General features: G+C 50.3%; 28 protein-coding genes. 15 read left to right on the forward strand and 13 right to left on the reverse strand.

Translation table 11 applies throughout. The annotated features are described in order from the left end of the window. Nucleotides 1–139: 139 nt before the first annotated feature. From R5L00_RS01355 to R5L00_RS01370, 4 genes are all read left to right on the forward strand, one after another. Nucleotides 140–490 (forward strand): hypothetical protein, encoded by a 351-nt coding sequence (locus R5L00_RS01355; protein WP_317652966.1) that lies wholly within the window; start codon nt 140–142, stop codon nt 488–490. Nucleotides 491–1,774: 1,284 nt separating this feature from the next. Then, nucleotides 1,775–2,638: an exonuclease domain-containing protein gene (locus R5L00_RS01360; RefSeq protein ID WP_317652967.1), complete on the forward strand. Its 864-nt coding sequence runs from the start codon at nt 1,775–1,777 to the stop codon at nt 2,636–2,638. Further along, the gene (locus tag R5L00_RS01365; RefSeq protein ID WP_317652968.1) at nt 2,628–3,143 is read left to right on the forward strand and encodes a hypothetical protein; all 516 of its coding nucleotides are present in this window, start codon (nt 2,628–2,630) and stop codon (nt 3,141–3,143) included. Before R5L00_RS01360 ends, R5L00_RS01365 begins: the two co-directional genes overlap by 11 nt. Nucleotides 3,144–3,456: 313 nt before the next feature. Further along, nucleotides 3,457–4,005: a PEP-CTERM sorting domain-containing protein gene (locus R5L00_RS01370; RefSeq protein WP_317652969.1), complete on the forward strand. Its 549-nt coding sequence runs from the start codon at nt 3,457–3,459 to the stop codon at nt 4,003–4,005. A 28-nt stretch (nt 4,006–4,033) separates the two neighbouring features. Here the strand turns inward: R5L00_RS01370 and R5L00_RS01375 are convergent, their stop codons facing one another. Beyond that, complete coding sequence (locus R5L00_RS01375; RefSeq protein WP_317652970.1) at nt 4,034–4,933, reverse strand: IS481 family transposase; 900 nt, start codon at nt 4,931–4,933, stop codon at nt 4,034–4,036. A 399-nt stretch (nt 4,934–5,332) separates the two neighbouring features. Here R5L00_RS01375 and R5L00_RS01380 point away from each other — a divergent pair, with 399 nt between their 5' ends. Then, nucleotides 5,333–6,511, forward strand: a complete 1,179-nt coding sequence (locus R5L00_RS01380) for a TIR domain-containing protein (RefSeq protein WP_317652971.1) — start codon at nt 5,333–5,335, stop codon at nt 6,509–6,511. Between the two features lies 1 nt (nt 6,512). Beyond that, nucleotides 6,513–7,199, forward strand: coding sequence for a hypothetical protein (locus tag R5L00_RS01385; RefSeq protein ID WP_317652972.1), 687 nt, complete (start codon nt 6,513–6,515; stop codon nt 7,197–7,199). A gap of 348 nt (nt 7,200–7,547) precedes the next feature. Here the strand turns inward: R5L00_RS01385 and R5L00_RS01390 are convergent, their stop codons facing one another. From R5L00_RS01390 to R5L00_RS01400, 3 genes are all read right to left on the reverse strand, one after another. Next, nucleotides 7,548–7,709 (reverse strand): hypothetical protein, encoded by a 162-nt coding sequence (locus R5L00_RS01390; protein WP_317652973.1) that lies wholly within the window; start codon nt 7,707–7,709, stop codon nt 7,548–7,550. Next, nucleotides 7,699–8,106, reverse strand: coding sequence for an SOS response-associated peptidase family protein (locus R5L00_RS01395; RefSeq protein WP_411555575.1), 408 nt, complete (start codon nt 8,104–8,106; stop codon nt 7,699–7,701). Before R5L00_RS01395 ends, R5L00_RS01390 begins: the two co-directional genes overlap by 11 nt. Before the next feature lie 145 nt (nt 8,107–8,251). Continuing rightward, nucleotides 8,252–8,431, reverse strand: a complete 180-nt coding sequence (locus R5L00_RS01400; RefSeq protein ID WP_317652974.1) for a hypothetical protein — start codon at nt 8,429–8,431, stop codon at nt 8,252–8,254. Between the two features lie 1,488 nt (nt 8,432–9,919). Here R5L00_RS01400 and R5L00_RS01405 point away from each other — a divergent pair. Next, nucleotides 9,920–10,459: a hypothetical protein gene (locus R5L00_RS01405; RefSeq protein ID WP_317652975.1), complete on the forward strand. Its 540-nt coding sequence runs from the start codon at nt 9,920–9,922 to the stop codon at nt 10,457–10,459. Further along, nucleotides 10,431–11,318: a Kiwa anti-phage protein KwaB-like domain-containing protein gene (locus tag R5L00_RS01410; RefSeq protein WP_317652976.1), complete on the forward strand. Its 888-nt coding sequence runs from the start codon at nt 10,431–10,433 to the stop codon at nt 11,316–11,318. The genes R5L00_RS01405 and R5L00_RS01410 overlap by 29 nt, the downstream gene beginning before the upstream one ends. Nucleotides 11,319–11,846: 528 nt before the next feature. Here R5L00_RS01410 and R5L00_RS01415 read toward each other — a convergent pair. From R5L00_RS01415 to R5L00_RS15750, 5 genes are all read right to left on the reverse strand, one after another. After that, on the reverse strand, nt 11,847–12,215 hold the full coding sequence (locus tag R5L00_RS01415) for a hypothetical protein (protein WP_317652977.1): 369 nt from the start codon (nt 12,213–12,215) through the stop codon (nt 11,847–11,849). A gap of 1,065 nt (nt 12,216–13,280) precedes the next feature. Beyond that, entirely contained in the window at nt 13,281–14,411 is a 1,131-nt protein-coding gene (locus R5L00_RS01420) for a PAS domain-containing sensor histidine kinase (RefSeq protein ID WP_317652979.1), read from the reverse strand. Continuing rightward, complete coding sequence (locus tag R5L00_RS01425; RefSeq protein WP_317652981.1) at nt 14,412–15,200, reverse strand: alpha/beta hydrolase; 789 nt, start codon at nt 15,198–15,200, stop codon at nt 14,412–14,414. Between the two features lie 204 nt (nt 15,201–15,404). After that, nucleotides 15,405–15,992, reverse strand: coding sequence for a BON domain-containing protein (locus R5L00_RS01430; protein WP_317652982.1), 588 nt, complete (start codon nt 15,990–15,992; stop codon nt 15,405–15,407). Nucleotides 15,993–16,332: 340 nt separating this feature from the next. Next, nucleotides 16,333–16,398, reverse strand: coding sequence for a DUF4113 domain-containing protein (locus R5L00_RS15750; RefSeq protein WP_411555627.1), 66 nt, complete (start codon nt 16,396–16,398; stop codon nt 16,333–16,335). Nucleotides 16,399–16,540: 142 nt separating this feature from the next. Between R5L00_RS15750 and R5L00_RS01435 the strand changes: the two genes are divergently transcribed. Then, the gene (locus tag R5L00_RS01435) at nt 16,541–17,146 is read left to right on the forward strand and encodes a GNAT family N-acetyltransferase (protein ID WP_317652983.1); all 606 of its coding nucleotides are present in this window, start codon (nt 16,541–16,543) and stop codon (nt 17,144–17,146) included. Nucleotides 17,147–17,376: 230 nt separating this feature from the next. Here the strand turns inward: R5L00_RS01435 and R5L00_RS01440 are convergent, their stop codons facing one another. After that, nucleotides 17,377–20,544, reverse strand: a complete 3,168-nt coding sequence (locus R5L00_RS01440) for a BTAD domain-containing putative transcriptional regulator (RefSeq protein ID WP_317652984.1) — start codon at nt 20,542–20,544, stop codon at nt 17,377–17,379. Between the two features lie 339 nt (nt 20,545–20,883). On the opposite strand from R5L00_RS01440, the gene R5L00_RS01445 reads away from it, so the two are divergent. The 4 genes from R5L00_RS01445 to R5L00_RS01460 are packed head-to-tail and all read left to right on the forward strand — an operon-like array spanning nt 20,884 to nt 24,518. Further along, the gene (locus tag R5L00_RS01445; protein ID WP_317652986.1) at nt 20,884–21,282 is read left to right on the forward strand and encodes a hypothetical protein; all 399 of its coding nucleotides are present in this window, start codon (nt 20,884–20,886) and stop codon (nt 21,280–21,282) included. Between the two features lie 11 nt (nt 21,283–21,293). Then, the gene (locus R5L00_RS01450; protein WP_317652987.1) at nt 21,294–21,974 is read left to right on the forward strand and encodes a hypothetical protein; all 681 of its coding nucleotides are present in this window, start codon (nt 21,294–21,296) and stop codon (nt 21,972–21,974) included. Between the two features lie 47 nt (nt 21,975–22,021). Beyond that, the gene (locus R5L00_RS01455; RefSeq protein ID WP_317652988.1) at nt 22,022–23,158 is read left to right on the forward strand and encodes a hypothetical protein; all 1,137 of its coding nucleotides are present in this window, start codon (nt 22,022–22,024) and stop codon (nt 23,156–23,158) included. Between the two features lie 25 nt (nt 23,159–23,183). Continuing rightward, on the forward strand, nt 23,184–24,518 hold the full coding sequence (locus R5L00_RS01460; protein WP_317652989.1) for a hypothetical protein: 1,335 nt from the start codon (nt 23,184–23,186) through the stop codon (nt 24,516–24,518). Nucleotides 24,519–24,807: 289 nt separating this feature from the next. Here R5L00_RS01460 and R5L00_RS15755 read toward each other — a convergent pair whose 3' ends face one another. Beyond that, nucleotides 24,808–24,909, reverse strand: coding sequence for a DUF1902 domain-containing protein (locus R5L00_RS15755; RefSeq protein WP_411555576.1), 102 nt, complete (start codon nt 24,907–24,909; stop codon nt 24,808–24,810). Between the two features lie 515 nt (nt 24,910–25,424). On the opposite strand from R5L00_RS15755, the gene R5L00_RS01465 reads away from it, so the two are divergent. Then, nucleotides 25,425–25,652 (forward strand): thermonuclease family protein, encoded by a 228-nt coding sequence (locus tag R5L00_RS01465; protein ID WP_317652990.1) that lies wholly within the window; start codon nt 25,425–25,427, stop codon nt 25,650–25,652. Between the two features lie 82 nt (nt 25,653–25,734). Here the strand turns inward: R5L00_RS01465 and R5L00_RS01470 are convergent, their stop codons facing one another. Further along, nucleotides 25,735–25,938, reverse strand: coding sequence for a hypothetical protein (locus tag R5L00_RS01470; RefSeq protein ID WP_317652991.1), 204 nt, complete (start codon nt 25,936–25,938; stop codon nt 25,735–25,737). Between the two features lie 8 nt (nt 25,939–25,946). Here R5L00_RS01470 and R5L00_RS01475 point away from each other — a divergent pair, with 8 nt between their 5' ends. Then, entirely contained in the window at nt 25,947–26,504 is a 558-nt protein-coding gene (locus R5L00_RS01475) for an SOS response-associated peptidase (RefSeq protein WP_317652992.1), read from the forward strand. A 13-nt stretch (nt 26,505–26,517) separates the two neighbouring features. Here R5L00_RS01475 and R5L00_RS01480 read toward each other — a convergent pair whose 3' ends face one another. Continuing rightward, nucleotides 26,518–26,817 (reverse strand): HU family DNA-binding protein, encoded by a 300-nt coding sequence (locus R5L00_RS01480; RefSeq protein WP_317652993.1) that lies wholly within the window; start codon nt 26,815–26,817, stop codon nt 26,518–26,520. Between the last annotated feature and the right edge of the window lie 69 nt (nt 26,818–26,886).

A 26,886-nucleotide genomic window follows, 5' to 3' on the forward strand; every position in this document is an offset into this window, starting at 1 on the left:
GTGCACGGGGTGCACAAAAGCAAGACTTAAAATTCTTTAAAGGGAAGTTTGAGGGGAGGTTTGGGAGGAATATTGTGGGGAAGAAACGTGGAGAAGTTAAACAGAAATCACTCAAAATGAAACTTGGGAGATATGGAAAATGAAAAAACTAACCGCTTTGTTAGCCCTTATTAAAGGGAAAAGAGCCGTAAAAAAAGCCCGTCTTGCGACCACAGCTGATCGTAAACGTAAGACCATGGCTTGCGTCGACACAGAATTCTTTAGGGCCATCCACGAGTTCGTCTTCTCAGCAGAAGAACTTCTCCATTGTGACTGGGAACGAACCCAACATGAAATGGTTGCTCTCCAAGCTCCTGACACGCTTCTTGAGCCAAATGGTCAGATCTTTAGCGGATACCACGCGGATTTTCTGAAGTCTCTTGAGGTCCTGAAAGAACAGCTTTACAAAAAGCAGATTAGAGTCGTCATTGGTGGTCCCGAAGATAGATGAAACCTGCGACGAGGGGATATTTAGCCTTATTAATGCGAAAAAATCATGAAAACGGGATATGGCGGGTAATATTTTTTCAGGACATTATGGCCGTCGAAGCAGCGGCTCTTATCTCGATCAAATGCCAAGATTATTGGCAGCCCAGGCTGCAAGCAGCTTGTCCAAAGCCGAGTCCTGCAGCCTGTTCGTTCCCTTCGATGGATTAGTGCATCAGGTAGCGGTAATGCAAGTTCGCGTCGGAGCTGCGACTCAATACCGTTTTGTCTGCAGACAATGCGGTAGCCGTTGTCGAATTCTGTACTTGAGCGCTGACCCGAGATGTAGGCGCTGCACTGGAGCGCGCTATCGTTCTCAAAGCGAGTCCTCGGCAACCAGACTGCAGCGCCGCGCGTATAAAATCTTGAAAGCGGTAAAACTGGGCTCTATGGATCCTCAGCAAAAAATGCCAGGGCGACATCTGAGTACTCAATGTCGGGTACCGAAAGCCGCTGAACGTGCGGTTGAGATCATTGTGGAACGTAACGACCGGATAATGGAGCTTTTAAGTCGCAATCAATTACCGACGAACCTAAAGACTAAAACTTAGATGGTGTTACGGCATTGCTTGATCTATATACAGAAGAGGTAGTGGTTGTTAGCCGATTAAAATAGCTGCCGAATGCTATTCGAATAGAGCAACAACTAAGAATGGGTGAAGGGAAGAATGACAATAAGTAACTGGATGACCCGCGCGACGGCCAGATGCACCTCAGAAGCCGGCTCCTGAGTCCCCCGCTAAACGTCCGAGACGTTTCGCGGAAGTCTGGCGAAACTATAGCAGGATGAGTGAGCAAAAAACCTAGCTGATGAGAGCCTATGAGAAATATGAGGGGAGGAGTGGCGCGGGCACTAGGACGGGCACTGCCAGCGATTATGGAGAGAATTAGTCCCTTCCCCACTCCTGTGGAAGCATAACCCGATGAGCCGCATAGAGACAAGAATTTTCACGTGCGCGGCGGATCAACACAACTGCAACAATAAAGCCTCGGGACAGGATTCAGACCAATACTTCGCCGAACCATCAGCTCCTTCCCTGAAGCTAGAAACGTAAGGTGAAATGCTGGACTTTAGTCCAATAGCATCTGCTATTACGGTTGCGTACGATACGGCGTCCTTTGCTAGTTCCTCTCGATCGAAAGAAATATCTAGAGCTTCACGTTCTAGAGTTGAGTAAATGCTATCAGAGAGAGCGGAACGCGGGCAAATCGGATATAGCTCATATTTTTCTATTTTTACCAGATGCTCATGTCTCAGAGATTCGTCGCGATCGACTTTGAAACAGCCAATGCTGACCTTGCAAGTATTTGTCAGGTAGGCATAGCTACTTTCGAGGATGGAAAGCTTATTGAGACCTGGGAGTCGCTAATCAATCCATTGGGTTATTTTGATTGGTCTAATGTTGCGGTCCACGGGATTGATGAAAAAGATGTAATTGGTGCGCCAACGTTCCCCCAGGTAGTTAGCGAAATATTGCATCGATTAGAAAATAGCGTTGTTGTGAGCCACACGTCTTTTGACCGCACGGCTCTGTCTCAAGCTATTGCGAGACACAACCTTGCTGAAGTCACGTGCCAATGGCTAGATACCGCCCGTGTAGTACGACGAGCGTGGGGTCAGTGGTCGCATCGAGGATATGGGCTGACCAACGTATGCAGGGAGCTAGGGATAGCTTTCAATGCACACAACGCCCTTGAGGATGCTCGAGCTGCTGGGGAAGTCCTTCTTCAAGCATTCGGGGCAACAGGGATGGGCCTTGAGGAGTGGATGATAAGAGCACGGCAGCCTATTAACCCTGAGTCTTATGAACCGATAGCAAGGGAAGGGAATCTCGAGGGCGCATTATTTGGACACGAAATCGTGTTTACCGGAGCGCTAATTGTAACCCGACAGGAAGCTGCAGTTCTTGCCGCTGAGGCGGGTTGCACCGTTGCAGCGGACGTTAGAAAGACAACAACTCTGCTTGTTGTAGGCGACCAGGATATCGACAAACTTGCTGGGAACGACAAGAGCAGCAAACATAGGAAAGCTGAAAAACTGATATCTAAGGGCCAGAAAATCCGCATTTTAAGGGAAGGTGACTTCCTTCACATCGTGGGGCTTGAAAGCTGAGCTCAGTCTCGTTTTATTTTATATTACCGTTATGCTAACCAGCTTGCCTCAAGCACATACAATCCGCCATCTACTGGAGAATCTGGAATTCAAAATAGTTCTGGAGTCCCCCGACAACGACTATCGTATTGAATACTTCACGACATCCCTTAAAGACCGCGTGACCCGTGAGTCGAAATTTACTCGAACCTATCATCTCATCGATCAAGTCAGAGGTGGAGTTACCCCCGAGCATTGGGATACTTTTGATTTAGAAAAGCAAGTGGACCTAGTCGTAAATTTACTTACACACTGCGATTATCGTGTTGTGAAAGTAGTGAACGGTTGGGAAGCCTCTTGTCCTTCCTGTAAGAAAGTTATGCAGGGAAAAACCTGGCAACCTTTCCCTAAAAAGTGCTCGGTCAAGCGTCCTCGAAAGTGCAAGATGCTTATTGAACGCAGCAGTATTATAGAAACCCTGTTCCCGGCAGCAGCGATTGAGGCGATCCAAGTTCTCGGGGCATAGCCCTCGGCCGATACTGGATTTTGCGGAAGCTTTAAAATTTGCAGCAATTGTTGTACGGTCTTCTATCTCCCATCCTGAATGCAGTTATACGGGCGTAGGTACCCTATTATGTAGCTGTGCCTGGGGCTAAGGTAGAAGTGAGGATAGGTGGTTATTAAATGCGGGCTGGACTTAATAGGCGGGGGAGAAAGTTGCAGGATACGGACAGACGAGAACGAGGGAAGTCACAAGAAAATGGCGAGGGATATGGCTATGGTCTATGGTAAAGATTGGGCGATCTTTATTCTAAATTCGCTACAGATGGGAGTAATTCATGAGAACGACAAACACATTGGTTGCTACCTTAGCTATTACACTGAGTTTAGGTGGCGGAGCGGCAAATGCTAACTTTAGCGGTCCTTATGACGTGAGTAATTGGAAAGCCGATGGGGTCATCACTGATGAAGCACCTGCCTCTATCACTTTGTACCATCAAGCTGTGCCAATGGGTGAATCAGGGTCATCATCTTTTGTTACGAAGGCTCTGGATGAGAGTAACGTTAGCTTTAACTGGAACACAAACGTTGGTCCTGAATACGCTGGTGGACTTACGTTTGAATTTTTGCTGAACGGTGTTTATACGCTGTTGGCTGATTCAGATGATGGGTCGCGCTCAGGTTCATTTTCTCAGCGTTTGCATGCAGGAGACGAATTCGGCTTTAACCTGTGTTGTTCCGAACACTTCGCCCTCGGTTACAGTGCGAAAATTTCTGAGTTCAGTGTTACAACCGTGCCCGAACCTGAAACCTACGCGTTGCTAGTCGCCGGTCTGGGGCTAGTAGGCGTTATGGCAGGTCGCAGGAGCGCGTTACCTAATTTGTGATGAACACAACCTCGGCTGACTGAAAAAATTATCGCATTTTTTCGACCAAACGTTCATAGGGCGTTTTTCCACCTAACCCACCATGCGGCCTGTGATAGTTATAGAAAGCTTCCCATTCAGCTAATTTGGCATGCAAGTCAACATCGTCTGTATAGGTCAGTAGCTGGTAAAACTCGCGCTGATCTGTTCCATGCGAGCGCTCCACCTTGCCGTTCAGTCGTGGGGTTCGAGGTTTGATATAGGAATGGCGTATGCCGATGTCTTCCAGGTGCCAGTGGAACTTGACCTGAAATTCGTGGCCGTTATCGGTGCGAATAGTATTGATCCGGAAAGGGAACTTGGCGATGACGTAATCCACGAAGTCGATCGCATTCTGTTGCGTATGCCGCTCATAAATCTTTAAAGCACGAATGCGTGTTGCATCATCAATGGCCGTATATTGGAAGTACCGAATCTTGTGGCCTTCCTGAGTTTTAAGATCGAGGAATTTCACATCGACCTGCACATGGTGTCCCGGTACCTGCTTCTCATAGCGAATTGTCGGAATTGATCTTTTGCGCTGGCGGTCAGGCAGGCGATTTAGGCCTTGACGCTTTAACACCTTGTACACCCCGCCAGCAGATATCCTGATATCGTGATAACGAGCCAGATACCAGCTGATCCTTACCTGACCGAAGTGATAGTTGCGGCGCAGATAAATGATCTTTTCTTCAATAAACGCAGATGCACGTAACTTGGGATCCTCCGGGCACGGCTTGCTATTGATTAACCCCCTCTCCCCGTGCGCTGCATAAGCCCGCTTCCACTGATAGTAGGTTTCTCTTGAAATTCCAAAATGTCTGCAGGTGAAAGCCACGTTGCCAGAGCCAGCTGCATGTTCGAACACCTTCAGTTTGTGGGAAATATCTCTTTGTGCTTGTAGGTTCATTGGCGACTCCTGAAAACAGTTTTAATTTATCAAAACTGTCAACCGAAGTCGTCATATTCATATCTATCAGTATTGAAAGAACCGCTTCCTTCCTTGAGTCCCCGGAACGCCGGGCCCTAGATTGTCCGACCTTTATGGTAAGTTATCAGGTCTCAACTAAAGAAGCCCCGAGCATGTGGGGAAGACAGGGTTAAAACCACCACGTTTATCCGTATACCTTGCCCGGCTACCTGCTTCGGTGCCGCCCTTTAGTAAAAGCAACGATGCACGCCCTCGTCTCGGCGTAATTGAGAACCGTTTTTTCTAGGGAGTTACAAAAATGGCGGTTAGACGCGGCTAATAAACGGTATCTGGGGTTAAAATATTTAACTAGGAATCTATACCTCAAACTAAGTTGCAATGGTGGCCCGTCAATTACCCCACAATCAAAAATTTCTCGTAGCGTTCTCCTTTGCGGGTGAACAGCGAGCTTTAGTTCAGTCGATCGCAGAGGCGGTGGAAATTAAACTCGGCCCATCGGCGGTTTTTTTAGATGACTGGTACGAGCATTACATTGCTGGGAACGACGGTGATCTCAAACTCCAGAATATTTACAGTGAGTCTTTATTGGTAGTCGTGTGTGTTTCTGAAAGCTACGGAAATAAATCATGGCCCGGCGCTGAGTATGAGGCGATTCGCGCCCGCCAGATGAGATCCCGGGCACTACACAATGATTCTGGTAAATATGACATTCTACCGATTCGAGTCGGCGACGGAGAAGTACCGGGTATTTTCATTAATACAATTGTTCCTGATGCCCGCAAGAAACATGCGGATGAAACAGCTCAATTGGTAGTTGATAGGCTTCAATTGATTTGTCCGGGGTTGAACCCTAAAGCTGACCGTTCGGCTTCAGCGACTTCCTGGCTAGATACTCTCGTTCCACTGACTTGGTCCATGGCAAACCACAGCGGGGTTCGAGAAGCTTTTGGAGAGCTTTTGCTTCGCAACACCTCTAAACGTTGCCTATTGGTTAGTGGATCTTCTGAGTCTGGTAAGAGCCATATTACTCAACAGATGCTCTCCAATGCACTGCATTTAAAACCCTTGCCAGGTCTTGCCTGTGGGAGGTTAGACTTCAAGGGTACAACTGACATCGACGCCGAAGTGCGTATTTTCGTCCAACATCTTGACGTGCCTCTACCCTCGTCCGCCCTTGTCCTGAACGAACGTCTCAACCACATTCTAGATGCCCTTAGGCGAAAAGCTATCCCCACATTGCTTATCTTCGACACATATGAGGCCGCTGGTACCAAAATGCAGGATTGGGTAGAAAAACAGCTATTGCCGTCGATCATTCGGTCCACTTGGTTGCGTATTGTGATCGTTGGTCAACGCGTACCCGACCCGCATGGGACAATTTGGGAAGTGAATACTTTTCCAACCCTTATCTTGAGACCGCCGCAATCAGCAGATTGGTTTGAATACAGTAGACGGTATCGTCCTGAGGTAACTTTGAGCGACGTAGAAACCGGGTGCACTCTTGCTCGCAACAAGCCAAGCATCCTTGCTCATCTTTTTGGCCCGCTTAGAAAATAGTATGCAAATTGCAGAACAACTTGGCATGTTGAAGGCTGCTGAGGGAGATCCGGCTCAACTGGCATTGTTAGCCGTGGATTTTGCGTATCCCGCACTGCCCGAGGTCGAGCGCATATCGCTTAAAGAAACACTTAAGGCGGTAGCGATCCCGCATTGGTGCGACCAAAAAATATTGGCAGCTCTGCTTCAAATCCCAGCTTCTGAGGCCGCGGAACGGCTACTATTATTGTACAAACTGAACGTTGTCGAATTATTCCCGGCTCGCGGCCTGACCGCAATAAATGTTCATGAGACGACGCGCCTGGTTCTGCGACAAGAGATGCGACAGAAGCAAAGCGAATATTTTTGCGAGTTGAGTATGCATGCGGCGAGTTTCTTCTCGGCTAGTTGTCATGAGAACTCTTTGCATACCGCCAGTCTAATCGAATGGTCATACCACCTTCTCGCCGCCTATCCAGAGCTTTGGATGAGACACCGTGGAGCAGCGCGCTGGCTCCGTAGGGACCCGGAAAACCGGCGTGCTCTGGCATCAATACTAGAGGAATTGGAAAGGTGCGAAATGTTACCACAGAATATTTTGGCAGAAATCCATCTACGTCTGTCTCGCTTGGAATTGGACGAAGCCTTGATGGAGGTTCGGGTCGTGGACCTAGACCTACCGTTTTCTTCCACGAAACGACGTGCATAAGTCTGCTCAATGCTCGGGAGCGCTTGAGTGCATGGAAAAAATGAAGATTGCTTTCAAGCAAAGGTTATATTGCGCCGCAATTGCACCTAGCATTAATGATAGTGAGGATAACGCTGTATGGGCCTGACCGCATGGCAGCGGGATTAAAGGGAATCGCCGGCACGACCACATCGGAGTGGAACGGGTGCCAGGCTGATGATACCCGCGCCTGTAAATCGTGATCCTCTCACCCAATGTGCAGTGCTGGAAAAAGCAATGGACAGTCATACATCGGATCTGTTTTCAACGTGCTGAAGGCTGCCGTTAAGGGAGGCAGGAGTAAGGACAATAGATAACCCGGCGTCTGTTTTATCTAATCTCGATTATGGGGGCAAGCAAGTGCTTGCCGTTGTTGTTGGGATCGGGCAGGTTTACTGCCCGGTCCACCTTCCACCAGATGAATTCTTCCGTTGAGATTGATCTCGTCTGCGCGATATGCGCGGCTTCTTCGACCGGGGTGTCAGGGTTCATCCAGGTTAACGCATCCTCCGGCTCCAGCACTCCCGGTCGCCGGGTCGTGAATGTCGACCATTCCGGCCCCTGAATCCTCGGTCGCGATCACGAAACCTGTTTCCACCGTTTGTTGAGCATAGAGTTTGTAGTTTGTTATACCCGCCATGAAGATCGGTTCGTCAACTTTCCTTGTGATATACCAAGGTCGCTTCTTGCCGTTCTCAACGGTCCACTCAAACCAGCCGCCTGCCGGTATAACGATCCGGCCTTCCCTGAACATATGGCGGAAATACTGCCCGGTGAGTGCTTTCTCTATCCGTGCATTGATCCATGGCTTCCGCTTCGCCGCAGCTTCATTCGGGCTGCGATAGCCCCAAGTCATACCGACAAATTGAAGCTCCCCATTGTGGAGCATGATCATCCAGGGGGCGAGCCCGGGAAAGACGTTGTATCGCCCAACGTGATCGCCTTGCCAATCCCTATCATGCTTGTAACGGCTCCCAACGCGGCAGCGTAATAACGCCGCGTTCGAGATTGTTCAAACCGGCCACACATATCAATTAATGCTCAGTCTTCTCATCAAGCCCTTGAATAACGCTTCCCAATACTCCCACCAGCGTTTCCATACCCTGACCGACTAGCTCCCGCTGTTGATCGCTAAGCTCAATCTGATCGGCCATGAACATTCCGTCCCCAAGCGGCAATTCCCCGTATTTCATTTTGTAGTGAGCAAGGTTCATCGCAAGTATCCTCCCGCACTCGGCCAACTCCTCCTTGTCGGCAAGCTTCCCGAGTCCGACATCGAACGCTGTCGCTTGCGTGGCGTGATTGTCGCTGGCTGCGCTGATCCTTCATATTGGACTGAGGTACACCCGGGGATGGATATGGTTATTTCCTGCTTGCCTCTTTCTTGGAAAAAGGAATAAAAGAAGAGCTTAAGCACCGCTCAGCCGTTCCATGGCTGTTTTTGTTCCAACTCAGCAATATGGTGATAACCACCAGTCAAATTAAATCGATCCTAGCCCGTTTAAATCGATCCTCTACCCGCCCTGCTGGCGCGCAACAAATGAGATGTATAAAAATGGTGGTTGTTGCGTGCGACGCTCTTGTTGGAGGGTAGCTCGGTGCTCATGTCTATTCCAATTGATGTTTTACTAGTTCTGATGGATGATCTAGCTGCGACAAGAGGAGAGAGATCATGAGCACGTATCAATTGCTGGCAACGCCAGATCAGCAGCTACCGGATGACCAAGTCAATTCTAACGGTAACTTTCATTACGCAGTGGAGGCCTCATCAAGGGACGAAGCATGGTCCATGTTTCATGCTAGGTTTCTAAAAGAAAATCCTCACCGCACCCGAATTCATGGGGACTGTATGACCCGAATAACATCTAATTCCAATTCCAATGATGATTGGGATCAATAGGCCTGCCTGACAAATCACATCCGCTTCTCATCCGTGGCTTTGTCGTAATGCCCCTAGCGCGGTTCGACTCCTGCTGAGTCTTTTCCTTGCGACATGATTGGCACAATCCAACCCGTGTAACTCGGTTCGTGTGATAACACCGAAAGCCAGCAGCGGCGTACTCATCGCCGGGTGGCTGGTAAACAAAACCCTCAGCTCCAAAGGCTGGGGGTTTTTACTATGAGAATAGGGGGGGCGTAGAAATCTACAGCGTTACCAGCGGGTACCGTGAGGCTACCCATTTTTTCATATCCACAAAACCAGATAAAGGAAACACGATGGCTAGACCACGTAAACTGAGCAACATTTTAGAGCTGACCGGGGCATTTAAACGCAATCCTTCCCGCGGCAGAGCGCGAGAAAACGAGCGGACGTCTAATGGAGAGATTGGGGATCCACCCGACCATATGCCGGCGAAGGTTTCCGAATGCTGGCGAAGAAATTGCGAGATTTCAGCCGCTGGCGTTTTATGCCGTGCTGACAGGCTAATAGTCGAGCATGCTGCCACTACGTTGCTTTGCTGAGAGAGGGTAGCTGGACCGGCAACACGGCCTTGCTGACGCGTTTAGAGGTGGTGCTGGGCAAGCTGGGCATGAGCCCTGCAGATCGATCGAAGGTTGCCGTTATTAAACACGGCGGGGAGAATCGTTATGCTGAGTTTGGGTAGTACGACAAACAAGATCATGTTCCCATCGCGTCTATGTCCGCAGGCATTACAATCGCGTGCCCCGGTCGAGCACAACAACAAATAACAGAAGATACTGTGCGCAATTCTCTTAAAACCCTTCTTTTCATCTCTGCGTTTTCCCCGATGTTATTGACGCTCGCGCTCGTGCAATACGATCTGCACGGTTTTAGAGATGTGGTCATCCAGTTGATATTTGCCGGGTTATTCGGTACCGCAATTCCTATCGTTATTATGATGTCTGTCGTTAAATCCAGCGAGTTGATGGCGTTTACTGCAAAGAAAGTCGAATCAAACGATTTTATGTTGTTTGGATTCGTAGTCAGTTACTTCATTCCGATTATTAATCACGGGATAAATTTCAGCCTCACCACTACACTGTTTGTGGCTCTTTTCGTTTTTTTGTTATTTTGGTATATCAACTCTATTCCTGCTCATCCGCTTCTTCGTGTTTTGAAGTATCGGTTTTACAAGGTTGAGTCCTCGAACGGTATGGTGTACACGCTAATTTCGAAAAAAGAGATCATTGATCCGAAGAGCATTAAGCTCGTAAAAAAAATATCCAGTTCAATGCTAATCGAGGTAAATAATGTCACACAGCCTGTTCGCGCTAACTAGCAACCCTGCTCACCGAATCGTAAAATTTTCTCTTACAGAAGAGATACAGAATGAGCTAACAGAATATTTGCGCGTTAAGGAAAGAGGTTTTTTGACCGGCCCTGTTGAAGAGATTGTATTTGACGGAAAATACAAACCCGACGGCCACGAGATTCTGCTTATCCAAAACTATGATGACATCGATAATCTTAGCGACGCGATAAGAAACCCGCTTGGGTACCCCGAAATTTCCCCGATGCCCGAGGTTTTTTGCACTATTAAGGCCCTTTTTTCCGGATACGCTGATGAGGCAGGCGAGATAACTGTACTTATTCAGCATTTCGATAAGAGGAAAATAATTTCTACAAATGGGTTCTCAATATTCCATTCAAAAGAAGTTTACAAGCGGATTGAGGGTATTGGGCTAACAATCGACAGCAAAATTTCGGCTACGCTCAAGGGAAAGGAGCTCCGCTTTTCAAGCTTTCATTTGGTAAGACAAATTTTCGATCTAAGCGAATATTACCTAGAAGCTACCGATAGCGACATCACTGATTTCGCCTCTTTACCCGCCGTTAAAGTAGACAATATTGATCATTTAATTGCGGTATCCGATCACTGGGTTAGGAGAAAGTTCGCCTTGATACAGCAGAGCGAGATTCTGGAGAGCGTGCCGATCCATGAGATTAGAGCAGTGGCAATCGAATTTAGTATTTCCCTAAAGACGGTCACAGAAGATGGGGTGGAAAAAATATGCTTACCAACGATAAAGGCTGACTTGAAAACGCTATTAAGATTTCTAGATGAGGACTATTACAAGTCGCCTTTGTCACAAACATACTACATGACTAATTCTAAACGTTTACATTCCCCTTACTAATCCCGAGCTGATTTCTAGTGCCCTCTCTGATAGACCCTGCCAGCTCTCTGATAGACCCTGCCAGAAGCCCTACAATCAATATAAATAGAAGGATGGCTACCTTAGTATTGCCCAGGTGGAAACAAAACAGCATAAGCGGTTAAATGAGTTTGCGTGCTAGTTGCCGGGACTTCTTGTACTGAATAAAGTGAAGAGCGGGCCTAGCCGATAACGCTCAACGCAGTCGTGATAAGATTTGAGCTTCAACTCAACCATATTAAGAGGCATTCCTATGAGTCAGTCGTTCAACGAGGCCGAGAAGATGTTGATCCACATCATTGAACACCAACCGGACCTTTTCAAGCAACGAGATTCAACACCAATGTCCGCTGAGAATATCGCTCTTTTCTGCGCCACGTTTATTAACGAATATAGCGGATACTGCGCGGACATTAAAAACAACCGGTTTCCGCCGAGACAGCCTTAAACTCCGCCACCAGTACCTCGCGAAGGGCTGGCAGATCTATCAAACCCGCTTCGGCGGGTTTTTTATTTCCCTTCCCCTTCTGTTCCCGCTGAGACGCTTTCTCCGGTCGCGCTTGTTTTTGACGTGCCGTTATTTCCTTCCACAGTTCTTTCTGTCGAGCAGTCAGTGTTGTCGGAGGCGGTAGGACTGTAGCAAGGCCTGGGGGAACAATAGAGAGACTTGCAGATGATTTCTTTGCCATAAAAATAGCCTAATTGTAAAGATTTATGAAAGGAAAGGAACAGCAGCAGTTTCCAGTGTAGGGCTGGAGGGATTTTGATCCCCTGACCTGCTCCCACTTTGTTTTGCTCGGCATATCGATATTTTACTTTGGATGCGATCATCCATGAGCGACGAACAGAGGAGATGAACTTGCGCGAATTCGAAATCACCTACCAATCAGTTGACCCAACTAAGCCTGATCTTGGCCCTTTCACCCTTACCGCTCCTGATCTGGATCAAGCTGTCAGTTTGGCTATACAAGCGATTAAGCAGGCACATCCTGATATAGACCTTCAGAAGGACTATAAGCCACTACCGCACGCGAAGTGGCGTGAGCTTTAATCAAGCCTTTCTCCAATGGTGCTCGGGGTCTCACATCACCCCTTTAGGCGGCCGGATATCGGATATTGGAACTCACACGAATAGATGTGAGTGAGTTTCTCGGGCAAGATGAAAAAAGGGGAATGACAGTAGATTTAACGGGACACCGCTTACTGAGTGATTACTACGGGGCTTGGTTCGACAAGGCTGAGATCGATACGATTTGACCTGAGCCTATCCAAACTCAGCATACGGGTTTGCCCTTTCGGTCTTGAAGGCTGAAACCTAAGAGCGAGGTTGTTGCGTGTTGCGTTTACTAGGAAAGCAACAACGCAACAAGCAGTTCCAAAATGAATAATTTAAGAGCTTAAACCTGCGCCAGTTATAGATATTACATATCCTCCAGTACGAAAAATACCGCGCAACAATCACCGTTTTTTCACGTCGCATTTGTTGCGCACCATCGGTGACATAAAGGGCCGATATAAACGCCCCAGGACCGATTTAACACAGGTGGTTACGTTCGTGTTGCCGAGATGGAAATAAACCAGCCAAGGAACGGCTCAGTCGCGTAAGCGCTGGTTTTTTAACTTTTCTTGTTGTGATTTATGAAGAGAAAGGAGCAAGCACGGAGTCCCCACAATGCGAGACATTCCGACGACTTCCTTCAGCCAATAACCATAGCAATGCTCAGATGCTTTCGCCCTTGTACCTGTGAAGTCAGCCCGTGCCGTGAGACGCCGCAGGGGGAGTTATGGCGAAGCTGCAGCGGATGAGGATGGGGCAAAGTTCGGGGAGAGTGCGTGCTGTGTCTTCATTATTTCGGGCGGGTCCGCGTTTACCAACACTTGGAAGCAGTTAACGCCGCTTCAGCTTCTTTTGGATCGCCATGCTTGATGTATTAGGTAAAGTAATTATGTTGATGTAGACATACGAAACGTAAAGCAAGTTATTTCCTCGGTCGATGCCACGGTCAACTCGCCTTTGTGCGCGCGTGCGATTTCCGACGCAATGTAGAGCCCGAGCCCCAAACCATTTTGGCTGGAGCGAACATCTTCTCGGGTGAAAGGCTGAAACAGTCTTTCGAGTGCATCGGGTGAAATAGGTTTTCCGCTATTACTCACTGAGAGTTCAAATACGTCCCCCTCAAGAAACGCGTTTACAAGGACAGGCCCGTCTGGCGAACCATGCGTTAGAGCATTTGCCACCAGATTCGATAGAATCTGTGAAAGACGAGGGGCGTCACAATCGGTGGGCTCCACCAGGCAAAAGTCTGTTTCAATTACTCTTTCCGGCCACGCTGTACGAAGCTCAGAAACAACATGGCAAAGTACCGGCTCCAGAAGGACAGGCTGGCGGTTCAGCAAAATACCGCTACCCAGACGAGCGCGCGCGAAGTCCATAATATTGTCAATAAGCTCAGCCATGCGCGTGCCACTGTCTTTCATCAAACTGACCAGGCTGGCGTCTCGTTCACTCAGTGAAGAACGCGCGAGCAGCATAGCGGCTCCGCCAGTTATCGCCCCCAGCGGATTGCGCAGGTCATGCCCTAAAACAGCGATGAACTGCTCGCGCAAAACCGAGGTTGCCTGCTCGTCCGCTAGCTTCATCTCGGCAACTTGCCGGGCATAGCGTAGATTTTCTTCATAGAGGCGGCGGTCTGTTGCCTTATAAACGGTCACGCGGATAAATAGCGGCTTGCCATCCTTATCCCGGCGCTCATACGCGTTTACCAGGACCGGAAGACGCTCCCCACTTTGACAGGCCAGCTCAAGCGCTACTTCATCAAAGAAACCCTGCATCCGCAGTAATGGCAACAAATGCGTCTCGCAATAGATCTTTCCGCCGATTGTAAGCAACTCAGAAAAATGAATGCCTTTAAGGTCCTCAGTTGAATATCCCAGCCAGTTGGCAACGCGGGAATTGCCCCGCACAATCTCAACGTTAGCGTTCGTTGTTAAAAATCCGCAGAGAGAATTTTCGAAGAAATCTTCGAAATTCTCCTCAAGAGAAGGCCGAGGAGAGGGATCAACTGGCGTCGCCATTCACAAAAAAGCCTTAATGGCCGCAATGGTCTCCTCCGGCGCGCTGAGGTTGGGGCAATGTCCCGTGGCCTCCATCAAAACAAGCTTGCTATTTGGCATTTGACGGTGGACGTATTCACCAACATCCTGCGGTGCGATGACGTCATTCGAGCATTGTAGAATTAAAGCTGGAATACGGGCGCCAGCGAGAATATCACGACAATCGGAAAAAAAAGTCGTGCGTGCAAAATGCTTGGCGATTTCAGGATCGGTACGGCAGAAGCTGTTGGTCAATTCGTCGCCCAGCTCTTTGCGGTCGGGGTTGCCCATTATGACCGGGGCCATTGCCATCGACCACCCCATGTGATTGCTATCGAGCGATTCTAGAAGTTCTTCGATCTGCGCTTTGGTGAACCCCCCGATATAGTCGTCGTCATTGATATAGGATGGTGAAGGACCCACAAGAACAAGATTCTTGAATAGCTTCGGCTCTTTGCCCGCCACCATAATACCCATCATCGCGCTGACGGAATGTCCTACGAACACGGCATCCTTCAATCGAAGTTCCCCGGCTATTTCGATAATATCCTCGGCATATCCTTCAAGAGAGCTGTACTTTTCATGAGAATAGGCTGCCAAGTCGGAACCGCCCGCCCCGACATGATCGAATAAAATTATTTGATAGCTCTCTTCAAAAGCTGGCGCCACGAAACGCCACATGTTCTGATCACAACCAAAGCCGTGGGCGAACATCATAGCCCTTGAACCTTTGCCTCGCACAACGACATTATTTCTTTTTAAAGCATTCATGATAAACCATGTATTTTTTGGTATGCGATCTTAAAAGATTAGATATGGTGGCTCTTTCCCGCGATACCGCCATACTCCGTATACGAGAAGCGCACGCCTGGATGGAGGAGCGGATTCATGAGAATACCAACTCGTAGATATCAGACCATCGAAAGCTTATCCCTTACCAACTATTGTTTCTCCGTCAACCGCTGTTCTCGATTTTCAATCCAGGTACTTGAACACTCGGACAACCTTGCGCACGCCACCTGTATCTTTCGCAATCTTCACTGCGTTTTGCGCTTCCTCCCGGTCCACCATCCCCAGCAAGTAGACCACCCCATCCTCGGTCACGACTTTGACGTGGTTGGCCTGGAATATCCCCTCATTCACGAACCTCGCCTTGACCTTCGACGTAATCAAGGCGTCATGGCTGCGCGCCGTAAGCGGCCGGTGTTTGCCGATCGTAATCTCATTCGTGACGTCACGCACTCCCTCCACTGCTCTGACAATATCTTCAATCTCATTTTTAACTGTCGCAGATGCCGCTTCGCCGGTGAGCAACACATCTTGATTAAAGCTTGTAACTTCCACATGGACTTTGCGGCCAAACTTTTCCTTAATTCTTCGGTTGCTTTTAAACTCAACGCTCTCATCCTGAACCATGGTGCCGGCGGTACGCCGATCCTTCGCTATCGCTACTCCAGTACCCGCGGCAGCACCCGTTGCTGCCACCAACGCGCAACCAGCAAGAAATGGAAGCGGAAGCAGGAAAAAAACAACGGCCAACAACTTCAGATTCAGGTTTTGCATATATTCCTTCAAATAAATCTCCGACCCTTCTAGCCGGCCCCCTGTTGTCGTAAGTTCCCCGCAACGAGCGCTGTCAACGCGATTACTTGTCTTGCTCGAAACGAATGTCATTAACGTGGTTTACTAGTAAGGTGTGCATCAAAAAGAGGATAATCCTCCTTCGGGATGGTATTACCCTGTTCCGGAATAACGATATCCCCCTCGTTGCCACGTCCAGTGTACAGTGGATAGTCAAGGTTCGCCTCGGCTTGGGTTCGGGGAACTGGACTGTGCTTAAGTCAATTGCGGCCTTTGCCGTTGTTATGGTAGCTCGCTCTTTCCGAGCTCGGGCATTCCCGTATTATCTCACCGTGAACAACTCGTTCCAATCCCCGGTGTAGTTTGGACTCTTGAAGCTGCGGCTCATGGTCCAAGTCGGGCCAACCCCTCAGACGCCACATCAATGGTGCTGCGTCGGTACTTGCCATCAATGCGATCTACGATATCATGAGCCTGACGGGCTTAACGTCGAAAGGTAGATCGCGCAATAAACAAGAGTAGCAAAAACAATGATAGGGCTAATTGAGTTTGAAACTAAACGTCTTTGTTTGCGTCAATGGCGTCCAGAAGACCGTGAGCCATTCGCCGAGCTGAATGCGGATCCGAGGGTTATGGAATACTTTCCCGCTTTACTTGATCGAGCGGCAAGTGACGCAATGGCTGAGCGCTGCCAATCTCTGATTGCTGCGCATGGCTGGGGGTTATGGGCCGTCGAAAAAAGGAATACGAGTGAATTCATGGGATTTGTCGGATTGCACGTACCGATTTTCGAATTCCCATTTTCTCCGTGTGTCGAAATTGGCTGGCGCCTTGCCTTTCAATACTGGGGTAAAGGCTTTGCTACGGAGGCCGCCCAAGCCTCCCTTCACGTTGGTTTCAAATTGCTTGGCTTGTCGGAGATTGTATCCTTCACCGCGGTTCCTAATTTCAGGTCACATGCGGTTATGGAAAGGCTTGGAATGCACGAAACCAGTCAGACCTTTGAGCACCCTCATATTCCACGGGGTAGTTTTCTTCGTCAGCATCGTTTATACCGGTTATTGCGTGATGAATGGGTAATGCCACCCGGTATGATATTTTCGGTCAACCAGCTTTCAGACGTTAAAAGGGGGTGACGGCGGGTAACACTGTACGTTGGTTTTTTTCGGAGTTCCGCATTCGGCGTTTTCATTTGCTTCCTTTGCTTCCAGCTTGGCCAGCGCCTTCGTCCGCTCCTCAGTAGACCCGCCCATTGCTATTACCTGGCTGATGCCGTCCCAGTAATACACGCGAAACGCACCCATCTCACCAATGTGCTGTGCACTACCATATCCGGGGTGTCGATAAAATATCGGATGATATTGCCTCAACTATTACTCAACACTTGGTAAAGGTTTTGAGTTTCTTCGGTGGGACAAACGCCCAGCTGGGCTAATAATGACTGCCGACAGCGTCGATACACAACCAACGCTTCTGTCCGTCGGCCCTGTTGCGCATAGCTGCTCATGAGACGGCGGTAAAAGATTTCCGCCGCAGGTTCAACCGCAATCACACCAAGATAACATTCTGCCGCACTCTTCCAGTCGTTATCTCGTTCAAATATATCCCCGAGCTGCTCAGCCATGCTAAGGTAACGAGCGCGTACTTGATCCCGCAAAGCTAATGCCCACGGCGATGTTTCACCCTCCAAAAAGTGTCCGCGATAAAGGCTCAGCGCATGTTGCAAGACTAGTCGATCGGTAATAGATGGATGATGAGCAGCGCGGTTGAATGCCAGGCAGTCAACCCATATATAGTTCGGGTCGAAGGATATATGTCGATCCTCCAATCGAATGGCGTGCTCATATTTTAACAATTTGCGCAGCCGATGCAGGGTTGTGCTGAGTGCTTGTTCTGCGGCATCGCCTTCTCCATCTGGCCATAACGCTTCGGTTATACGATCCTGATTGATGGAGCGCCCACCAAAGGCACACAAACATTTTAGTAGTTCCAGTGATTTATGGGGAGACTTCCGGGAAGAAGGAAGCCGCTGATCGTCGCATAACACATCGAATCGGCCCAAAGTATAAACCTTGACTGGCCACGGCCACAGTTTCGCAGCTGTAGCCGGATCCGGCGGCGTAAGCCGGTGTTGACGGATCAGACGTTGCACGTGATCGACCTGTATGCCGGCAGCCAGCGCGCGATTATAGAGGTAAGCACTCACCTGCGGACCCTCTAGCAACCAGGTTGCCCCGTCCATGGCCCGGCTTATAGCAAGCGCTTGAATCAGTTGTTTATGTCCCTCATCTTCCTGCCCTCGCTCGAAAGCTGCTAGGGCTGCGGTCTCGATGCAGAGATATTCCAATACCCGGCTACCCATTGCTTGCCCTATGGCACGGGCGTAGTGGAGCTGTTCCGTCGATTCCGCATCATCCCCTTGTCCAATAAGGGCGCGTGCTAGATCAATGCGGCAATGCGCCTCGGGGAAAGGAGTGCCAGCCTCCATGGACATGGCTAACCCCATGCGTGCGTGCTCAATGCTCTGCTGCCAATCACCCCGCTGCGCCGCCGCATTGGACTTAAGATGTTGATAAAATGTGCCATCGATATGGCTATGGCTGCGCATCGCCTTTGCCATTAATAACATCCAGTGCTCAGCCTCTGCCAGCTTTCCTGCAATCAGGCTGCAGCGTGCTGCCTGTGCGCGAAGCAGGAAATCAAAAGCGTGCAGACCAGTGCGCTGTGCTAATTCAAGCCCACCTTCAACAGCTGCGACACAAGCGTCCATCTCGCCGCGAACTGAATAATAGAGTGCGACTGCGCACGACCAAAGGATAAACACCAGAGGAGAAATATCTGGCGATTTTGTCCATGAGTTCAGTCGGTCGATCACATCCCGAGCCCTGACTGTTTCCCCCCACCATAAAAAACAGACGATCAGATAGCCGCCGAGCAGGATGGAGAGATCCCGGTCGGTAATGTCCAGAAGTCCCAACCCGCGTTCTGCCCAGATCCGCAGAAATGGATGATGGGGCTGGCGGTGCATGAGAGTTCCGATAGACCAGTAGGTACGAAGCTCAACTGCCCGCGAGGGAAACTCGGGGTGACGGATGCGCAGCTGCTCGAACTCAGCAATCCAGCGGTCTACCGGAGTAAAATCGCGCCACTCGAAGAAGAAGGTATCCATCACACCCGCCCACGTCAGATAAAGGCCTCTGGAATCATCCTCAGCCTGAAACCCGAGATAAGCCTGTTCAAAGATCCTGCGCGCGTCGATCGGATTGAATGGTAAGCGAGCCAGGCCGCGCCAATACCAGAGCCAGGGAGTGTGCTCAAACTCGACTTGCGGAAGCCAATTCAGCCACTGCAGCAAGGTCTGGTGACGGCCCGCGGTGATCAGCCCCGACGCTTCTCGCAGGATAAGGTCTCGCAGTCCTTCCCAGTGCTGTGAAGCGTAATAGAGCGATGCCGCAGCAGCGGTCTCATTGGACTGCCCCAGCAGCTCTGCTGCTTGACACTGTAATGTGCGCCATTCAGCTTGGTTGAAAGTCTTTTGCGCACGGCTCAACAAAAATTCGCGGAAAAGGGAATGATATTCATAACGGGGTTCATCATCCATGCGCAGAACGACGAAATAATTACTCCGATGTAAATCAGCCAATACCCTCCCAATATTCGTCTCACCCGCCAACTGCTCGGCTTGCGGCACCGTCATTACTGACAACAATGCCGTTCTCAACAGCGCTGTTTGTATCGAGAGCGACCACCGTTCGAAGACCTCCGTCGCAAAGTAGTCGAACAGGACCTGTTGTGCTTTACCGCTCTCTAGCTGAGCACCAAAGCCTGTGCGCTCATCCTGATCGAGCAATAGCCTGAGACCCGCGACCCATCCTTGTGTGAGTCTATGTAATTCCTCGATCCGGCTCTTCGCTGAGTCCGGCGCACGCAGCGATGCGATGCTCTGAGCCTCAGCTAGCGTAAGCTGCAGTTCGTCCCAGCCGAGAAACACCAAGTCTCCGTGAAGCTGGAAGCGGGCTAAAGAAGTGGGTGGATCGCTGCGACTCAATATGAGAAACGACACTCCTCCTGGAAGGCTTTCCGCAGCCTCACGCAGGACCTCATGCAGGGGCGCAGCCGATGCAACCTCCTGATAGTTATCGAGAACGATAACTGCTGGGGTTCCCAGCCGGCGCACCACCTTCTCAAAAAATCGCCGCGTAAAGGTCGGAAGGCCCGAGAGATACTCAGGTGTTAGAGATGGAAGTGGCGTTCGATATCGCGGCGACGCAGTTTCAACGGCGATGGCAAGATAATGGAAGAAGCTTGCGACATCACCGTCACTTGTGTCGAGCTGACACCAGGAAGCCTTTAGCGACCGCGCCGCAAGATAGGTACTTGCGAGTGTCGTCTTTCCCGCACCAGGCGGAGCGGCAATCCATACGATGCGTTGCTGTCGAGCTGTATCGAGGAGCTCAAATAGCCGCGTGCGCGCATACGCACGGTGGGGCTGTGGGATGGTGATCTTGGCTAGATGTTGCTCGACAGCTGTCATCCATGTGCCTTGGCTGGTCGGCTGTGGTAAGGAACTGCGGGACCTACAAAAATTCTAGCATGTCAATTCTAAAAAGCCGGCCTATTGGAGCCAAGAAAATTAAAACGATGCTCCCGTTTTATAGGCATCTGTTTCTAATAGTATTTCTCTTCAGAAATGCAAATTGAAGAAAACTCAGCAAATCGATTGAACCGACTCTTTGATATTAATAAACGGTTTTTATCGAATTCGTAACCTATTTGTAAGTAGTGACGACAGAGAATGATCTCGAGCGCATACAACAATCTCTACTTTCGATAAATATATGCGTTCCTAAATCACGTATATGGAGGAGTCATCATGAACGAAACATTGAAGGGCAAGTGGTCTTATCGCAGTTTTCGACATGACGCAATCGTAGTGAAAGATGGTCATGTAGAAGGAAAACCAGAACTGGCAAAACCTTGGTCACCTCCTGGAGTGTTGGAGGTTGATACCAATGAGGCGGGTGAAATTTCAGGAAAGTTGAAATTCACTGAGGAGGTGGTGCTAGACATCAAGGGACACCTCATTCCTGCTACTGATAAAGAGCCGGCGTCGGTGGAACTGACTGGAGAATTTCATTCTTCGGCGAACAAGCTCAAAGGGTTTTTTATCCCAGGCAGTGACCATATCGTGGGCACGATACTAAATATCGCCGACGACTTGGGGAAACAGCCAGTTGGCACCGTTGGACCCTTTGTGCTTTTTCCCATTTAAGGAGAAGTCAGATGAAAACAACAGCTAACACTTTTGATGACACGATTTTGGCGGAGATGACGCCTTGTGATCAGGCGGGATCTGGATCTGCTTATATGGTAATAGACAACTTCAACACTGGCACACAGGCCGAGATCGAACTCCCATCCGGTAAAGCTCAGACCGACTTTAAGAATGGAAGCATGCTTGGTGGTTCTCGCCAAATCGTTTTTAGAGTCGACCAAATGCCCTTCGGCGTCCCTTTAGGAAGAAAAGGCGTTTATACAATCGATAAGGGTCATTTGATTGTTGAAGACGGCGTCCATATGGCAAGCCGGCTCGAGATTTCGTATGGAATCGCCAAAAACAATGACGTCGCTCCGTTAAATCTCGACCTAAGTAAAGTCTTAGCTAATGGGCAGTTCACGCTGCACTTTCATTCCCTCGACATGCTAAATCAGGTCGACGTAATTATCCAGGTAGTCACACCGTCCAGAGAGATTTTTCAACATAGCAAACCGGTAACTCCTCCCGTGGTAGATAGATTTGATATCAATTTCCCGCTCGCGGGTTTTCGATCGGGCACAACCGGAAAGGCTCCGGTTGAAGATGACTTCAAATCAATTGATTACCTCACCCTGATTTTTCAAGAGGGTGGGAACGGTGGGAATGATTTCGCCGTTGATTGTTTTGATATTACATTTATTAATTAAATAAAACGTCGAAAGCTTTTCGATGCTTTTCTATAGAGGACAATAATATGCCAACTTTTAACGATGATCCGGTCGTCAGCCGGACAATGACAAATATCGCACCGGGAATAAACGGCGAAAGCGACCTGTACAACGGTGTACGAGGCATTACTCATGCACCGGGCCATGCGGCCGTCGCGGGCATTAGTGAGGTGAGCAATGCCGATCCGCAAGGGCACCCAGAGCGCAATGCCGGACCGGGCGTCTTTGGGCAGAGTGAGGGGGCCGGTGTCTTTGGGACTAGCACTACCTGGGTGGGTGTCTACGGCGAGACAGCTGCGAAAAGCGGCGCTGGGGTGTGGGGTACGAATAAAGCCGATGGCTCCGGCGTGGTTGGTATTAGCGAGGGCAACGGAGTTGGAGCGGGGGTTTACGGGGAAGGTCGCAGCCTTGGACCAGGCGGGTTCTTTAAGAGCAGCACCAATGAGGGCGTACACGGGGAGACAAACTCGCAGAACACGTCGGCCATCGCCGGAATTCAACTGAACGAGCAAAGTACTGGGGCGGGGGTCTACGGCGCCCATACCGGTGGTGGGCCTGGTGGCTTCTTCAGCAGCCAGACTGGTGTGGGACTGCATGGCGAGACTAATTCGCCGGTGCTTCCCGCCATCGTCGGCATCCAGCGCAATTCGGCTAGCACCGGAGCTGGTATCTATGGCGAGCATATCTCCGGCGGGACAGCGGGGTTTTTTAAAGGCAATGTCGTCATCACTGGCGACTGCTTCTTCCCCGGTGCAGACTTTGCCGAAGACTTCACAATTCGACAGGAAGCCGTAGCTACGCCGGGTACCGTGATGGCGCTGAGCGAGACGGGCGAGTTGGTGCCCTGTCGCGTTCCTTACGATACCACGGTCGTCGGCGTCGTCCCTGGGGCCGGCACCTTTCGGACGGGGATCACCATGGACAAACAGGAGGAGAGCGTTGCCCGTCGAGAGCCCGTCGCGCTTGTCGGTAAAGTCTTCTGTAATGCTGATGCGAGCTATGGCGCAATCGAGGTTGGTGACCTGCTGACGAGCTCACCAACGCCTGGCCACGCTATGAAGGCAAGCGATCCGGCACGCGCTTTTGGGTCGGTTATCGGGAAGGCAATGGCTCCTCTAGACGAGGGCTGCGGGCTTATCCCCATTCTCATCTCACTTCAATAAGCCATGAGAGACTAGGAGACGTTCAATGGAAAACGTTAAACAACATGTGGCAGCTAGCGGGAACAGTAGTCTTCGTGGGTTCTTCAGCTCCGACAATGTAGACTTCGATCCGCCCAGCATCAGCTTGCGGGATAACATCATGAAGGCGAACGCGAAGTATGTGTACGACCTTGCCGACGGAGCGACCGGCGATGAGGAGGAAGATGCCATCAAGGATGCAATGGTACGATCGGAGAACAGCTACGAGCTTGTGCGTATGGTCAAGGCGCTCGGGGGTTGGGCGGGCCTCGACGATGAGCTGCCGGAAGGGCATCTCGACCCGATCGCGCGGCAGCTTGCGCAAGTTCTGGACCAGCGTGACTATGTCGTATACCAGTTGATTCGACGCTATCTCATCCTCCTCAATTACGAGACAAGCCCAAATCTTGGGGACTGTTTCGTAAAATTGCTGCAATGGCCGGTTCAGTTCCAGCAAGCGGAATTTGACCTGCTTTTGAGCCGAAAGGGAGAGCTCTTAAAGGGGATTACTAGCGCCACCATGCGGAATCGGCCGCTGATGATGAGCGCAGCGCGCATCATGCCGGACATCATTACGCACTACCATGCGGTTTCGCCTGCACCTCACCGCGTCACCGAACTCGTCGCGCTCATGTTCGAGGCTAACTATACCACTCGCATCTGCTCAGCACTGGCGCGGCTGGATTATCGAACCATCTACGATGTTATTGCCGATTTGGTCGATCCGAGTCTAAATAATGATCCAAACCTAAACAATCTGCAACGGATTGCGTGCCGAGACACCTTCCAACGCCTTACGCTAGAGTTTGCAGCCGCGGAGAAGGCCGTCGAAGCGGTAGGCAGCAACGAAGCAAAGACCATCGTCAGCCGGTTCACGCGCACACTAAAGATGGCGCTCGACAACTTTCCCGCAACCTTGCCTGCACCGAGGGTGCTGGGGCTAATTGCGTCGGCCATCAACTCCGTCGCGGACACCGTTATAGATTTGCGAACAGCCATTCTCAACCTGCCTGACCTAATTGCCGGGCTAATCACCCTGCCGAACCTTCTAGATACCGACGACGACAACCGGGCCCGATATGCGATCACCAATATCGATTCCCAAGGGGTGCTCGCGCGGGCGTCTTTCGACGTCAAAGACAAGCTCGTGAAAGCACTACTCAATGGATGGACAGATGATGACGATGAACTCGGGATTATTCGGGTTTTTGAAGCTGTGAAAGCATACGACCAGGCCGAGCTGTATCAGCTAGCGGCAAGCGCGACATGGGAGTCGCTGTATACCAGCTTAGACGGCGAGGAGTACAACGCATTGGAAAGCATTTTAAACAACCCGGTATAGAGGAGAGCTGAGATAACGCACGTTCCCGGTCTGGCTTTTTTCCTCGAACCTGTGAGATCAAAAAAATCTTCTATTCGTGTCAGGGCTGCCTGCCAAGCAGGCGGCCCGACTTCATCATTCGTCGTGTTGTTCCATGCTCGGCAGATGCAGCGTGCCTCGGCAATATAGAAAATCGCCTAGGTTTAATACGCGGAACGTTGTGCAACTACGGTCAGTTCGATACGCAACTTGAATTGGATTCCGTCCCTATGGTGATCCCCAACATCAAGCAATTCGGATATCATCACTTTCAATTTACCCGAAGATGGTCCACAGTATCAGCTTCGGCTGCCAACCAAGTCAGGTCATTACTCGATGCAATCCACAGGGCCGTTTCTTCTCCCAACTGCAAACTGACAACGTTTTCATCTCGCTCCTCATGAAGTAGTTATTGATTAAATTGCTGGCTACCTAGCACTCACTTCACAGTTTTTGTTGTGCCATAGTCGCTCCCAGTTTATGGGGAATCCGGTCTTTAATGCTTCTCCTCGCCCAGTCCGCTCCAAACGTTTCCGAGTACTCCGACGAGCGTCGCCATCCCCTCGGTCAGGAGCTCAGCCTGAACCTCATTTGATTTTCTCATGTCCACAATGCCAGAGTCTCATCTAGCGGTATTTCGCCGTATCTTGTTCTGTAGTGAGCGAGATTGAGCGAAGGTAATCTTGCGCATTCGCCAAGCTGTTCTTTCGACGCCTTCTCCATTAGCATGTCAGCCAGTTTGTAGTACTGTTCAAAATGTCGACAGGTTAGCCATACCCTTTTCCTGCCCAAAATGCCACACCTAGCCCAGCATTGAAATTCACATTCGTTGCGTTATGCGTCCTCTAACTGACAGCTGCACAGGCTGCATCCTTCAGTGGGAAAGTGGTGGGCATAGCAGACGGGGATACCCTCACGGTTCTGACCGCATCGAAGACGCAACACAAGATGCACCTGGCGGAGATTGACGCGCCCGAGAAACACCAGCCATTCGGAACGAAGTCGAAACAGTCGCTCTCTGATCTGTGCTTCGACAAGGACGCCGAAGTTACCCCCTTGGTGAAGGACCGCTACAGGGGATCGTCGCTCGTGTTAAATGCGCGGGCGTGGATGTGAATTCAGAACAGGTTAATCGCGGCATGGCCTTGGTCTATCGTCGCTACGAAGGACCATGATTTGTATGTGCTGGAGCATGGGGCTAAAGTAGGCCAGCGCGGACTATGGGCCGACTCTTCTCCCACTCCACCTTGGCAATGGCGAAATAACAGCAATGTGCGGCAGGTTTGAACAGTCGGAAACGCCGCGCTACTACGCTGATGCGCTTAGCGCCCATATCAGCAAGCACCTCAAGACGCTGCATGACAATAGCCCTTCCTATAATGTCTCGCCAGGGCAACGCCATGGATGATCATGCTCCACGACGGAGAGTTGCTGTTCATCGGTATGAACTGGGGCTATCTGACCCCAAAGGAAGCCGCCGAGAAGAAGAAACCATGGATATGCGCCCGAGTTGAGAAGTCGCTCACGAGCCTGTACTTCCGGCACATGTTCCGCGAAGGAAGGGTAATTATTCCTGCGGGTGGTTGGTATGAATGGTCGCTGGAGAATGGTAAGAAGCAGCCTTGGTACATCACCCGAAAGGTGAACAAACCGATATTCATGGCTGGGCTGACGAACTTTCGCCGGGACGTCGAGCAAACGGTTGAAACAGGTTTCGTTATCGTGACTGAAGACTCAGGCGCCGGGTTGGTAGATGTTCATGACCGACGACCGGTAGTGTTGGAGCCGGAGGATGCGTTGCGCTGGCTTGACCCTGAGACACCAGTTGATGAAGCCACGCACGTTGCGCAGGCAAGGTCACTGCCCACCGAAGAATTCATCTGGTGGAAGGTGGACCGGGCAGTAAACCGAGTGGATCCGAACAACAACGGCAAGCACTTGCTAGTACCTGTAAGCGAGAGTGCTTGAAACTGCTGGTGCTTTACCGCTGCTGGTCCTTACTTTCCACCCCATTGACCGCAGCCTTGAGCGTTGCACCCGGTTTGAATGCTGCAACCCTCGATGCGGCAATCTTCAGTTCCTCGCCGGTCTTCGGATTTCGCCCGCTACGCGCGGCTCGATCGCGTACGTCGAACGTTCCAAACCCGGCCAACGTCAGTGTTTCCCCTTTTTTCAGCGTATCGGAAATAATTTCCAACAGTGCGTTCACCGCACGACCAGCGGCAGCTCCGCTGCAGTTGGTCTTTGCAGCCATTGCATCGACGAGTTCTTTTTTGTTCATGTTTGTGCTCCGTTCCAATCAATTAATGGGCGCATCACCATAAAGTGCCACTTGACGGGGAAGCCTATT

Origin of the sequence: Nitrosospira sp. Is2 (assembly GCF_033095785.1) — a bacterium.
Taxonomy (GTDB): Bacteria; Pseudomonadota; Gammaproteobacteria; order Burkholderiales; family Nitrosomonadaceae; genus Nitrosospira.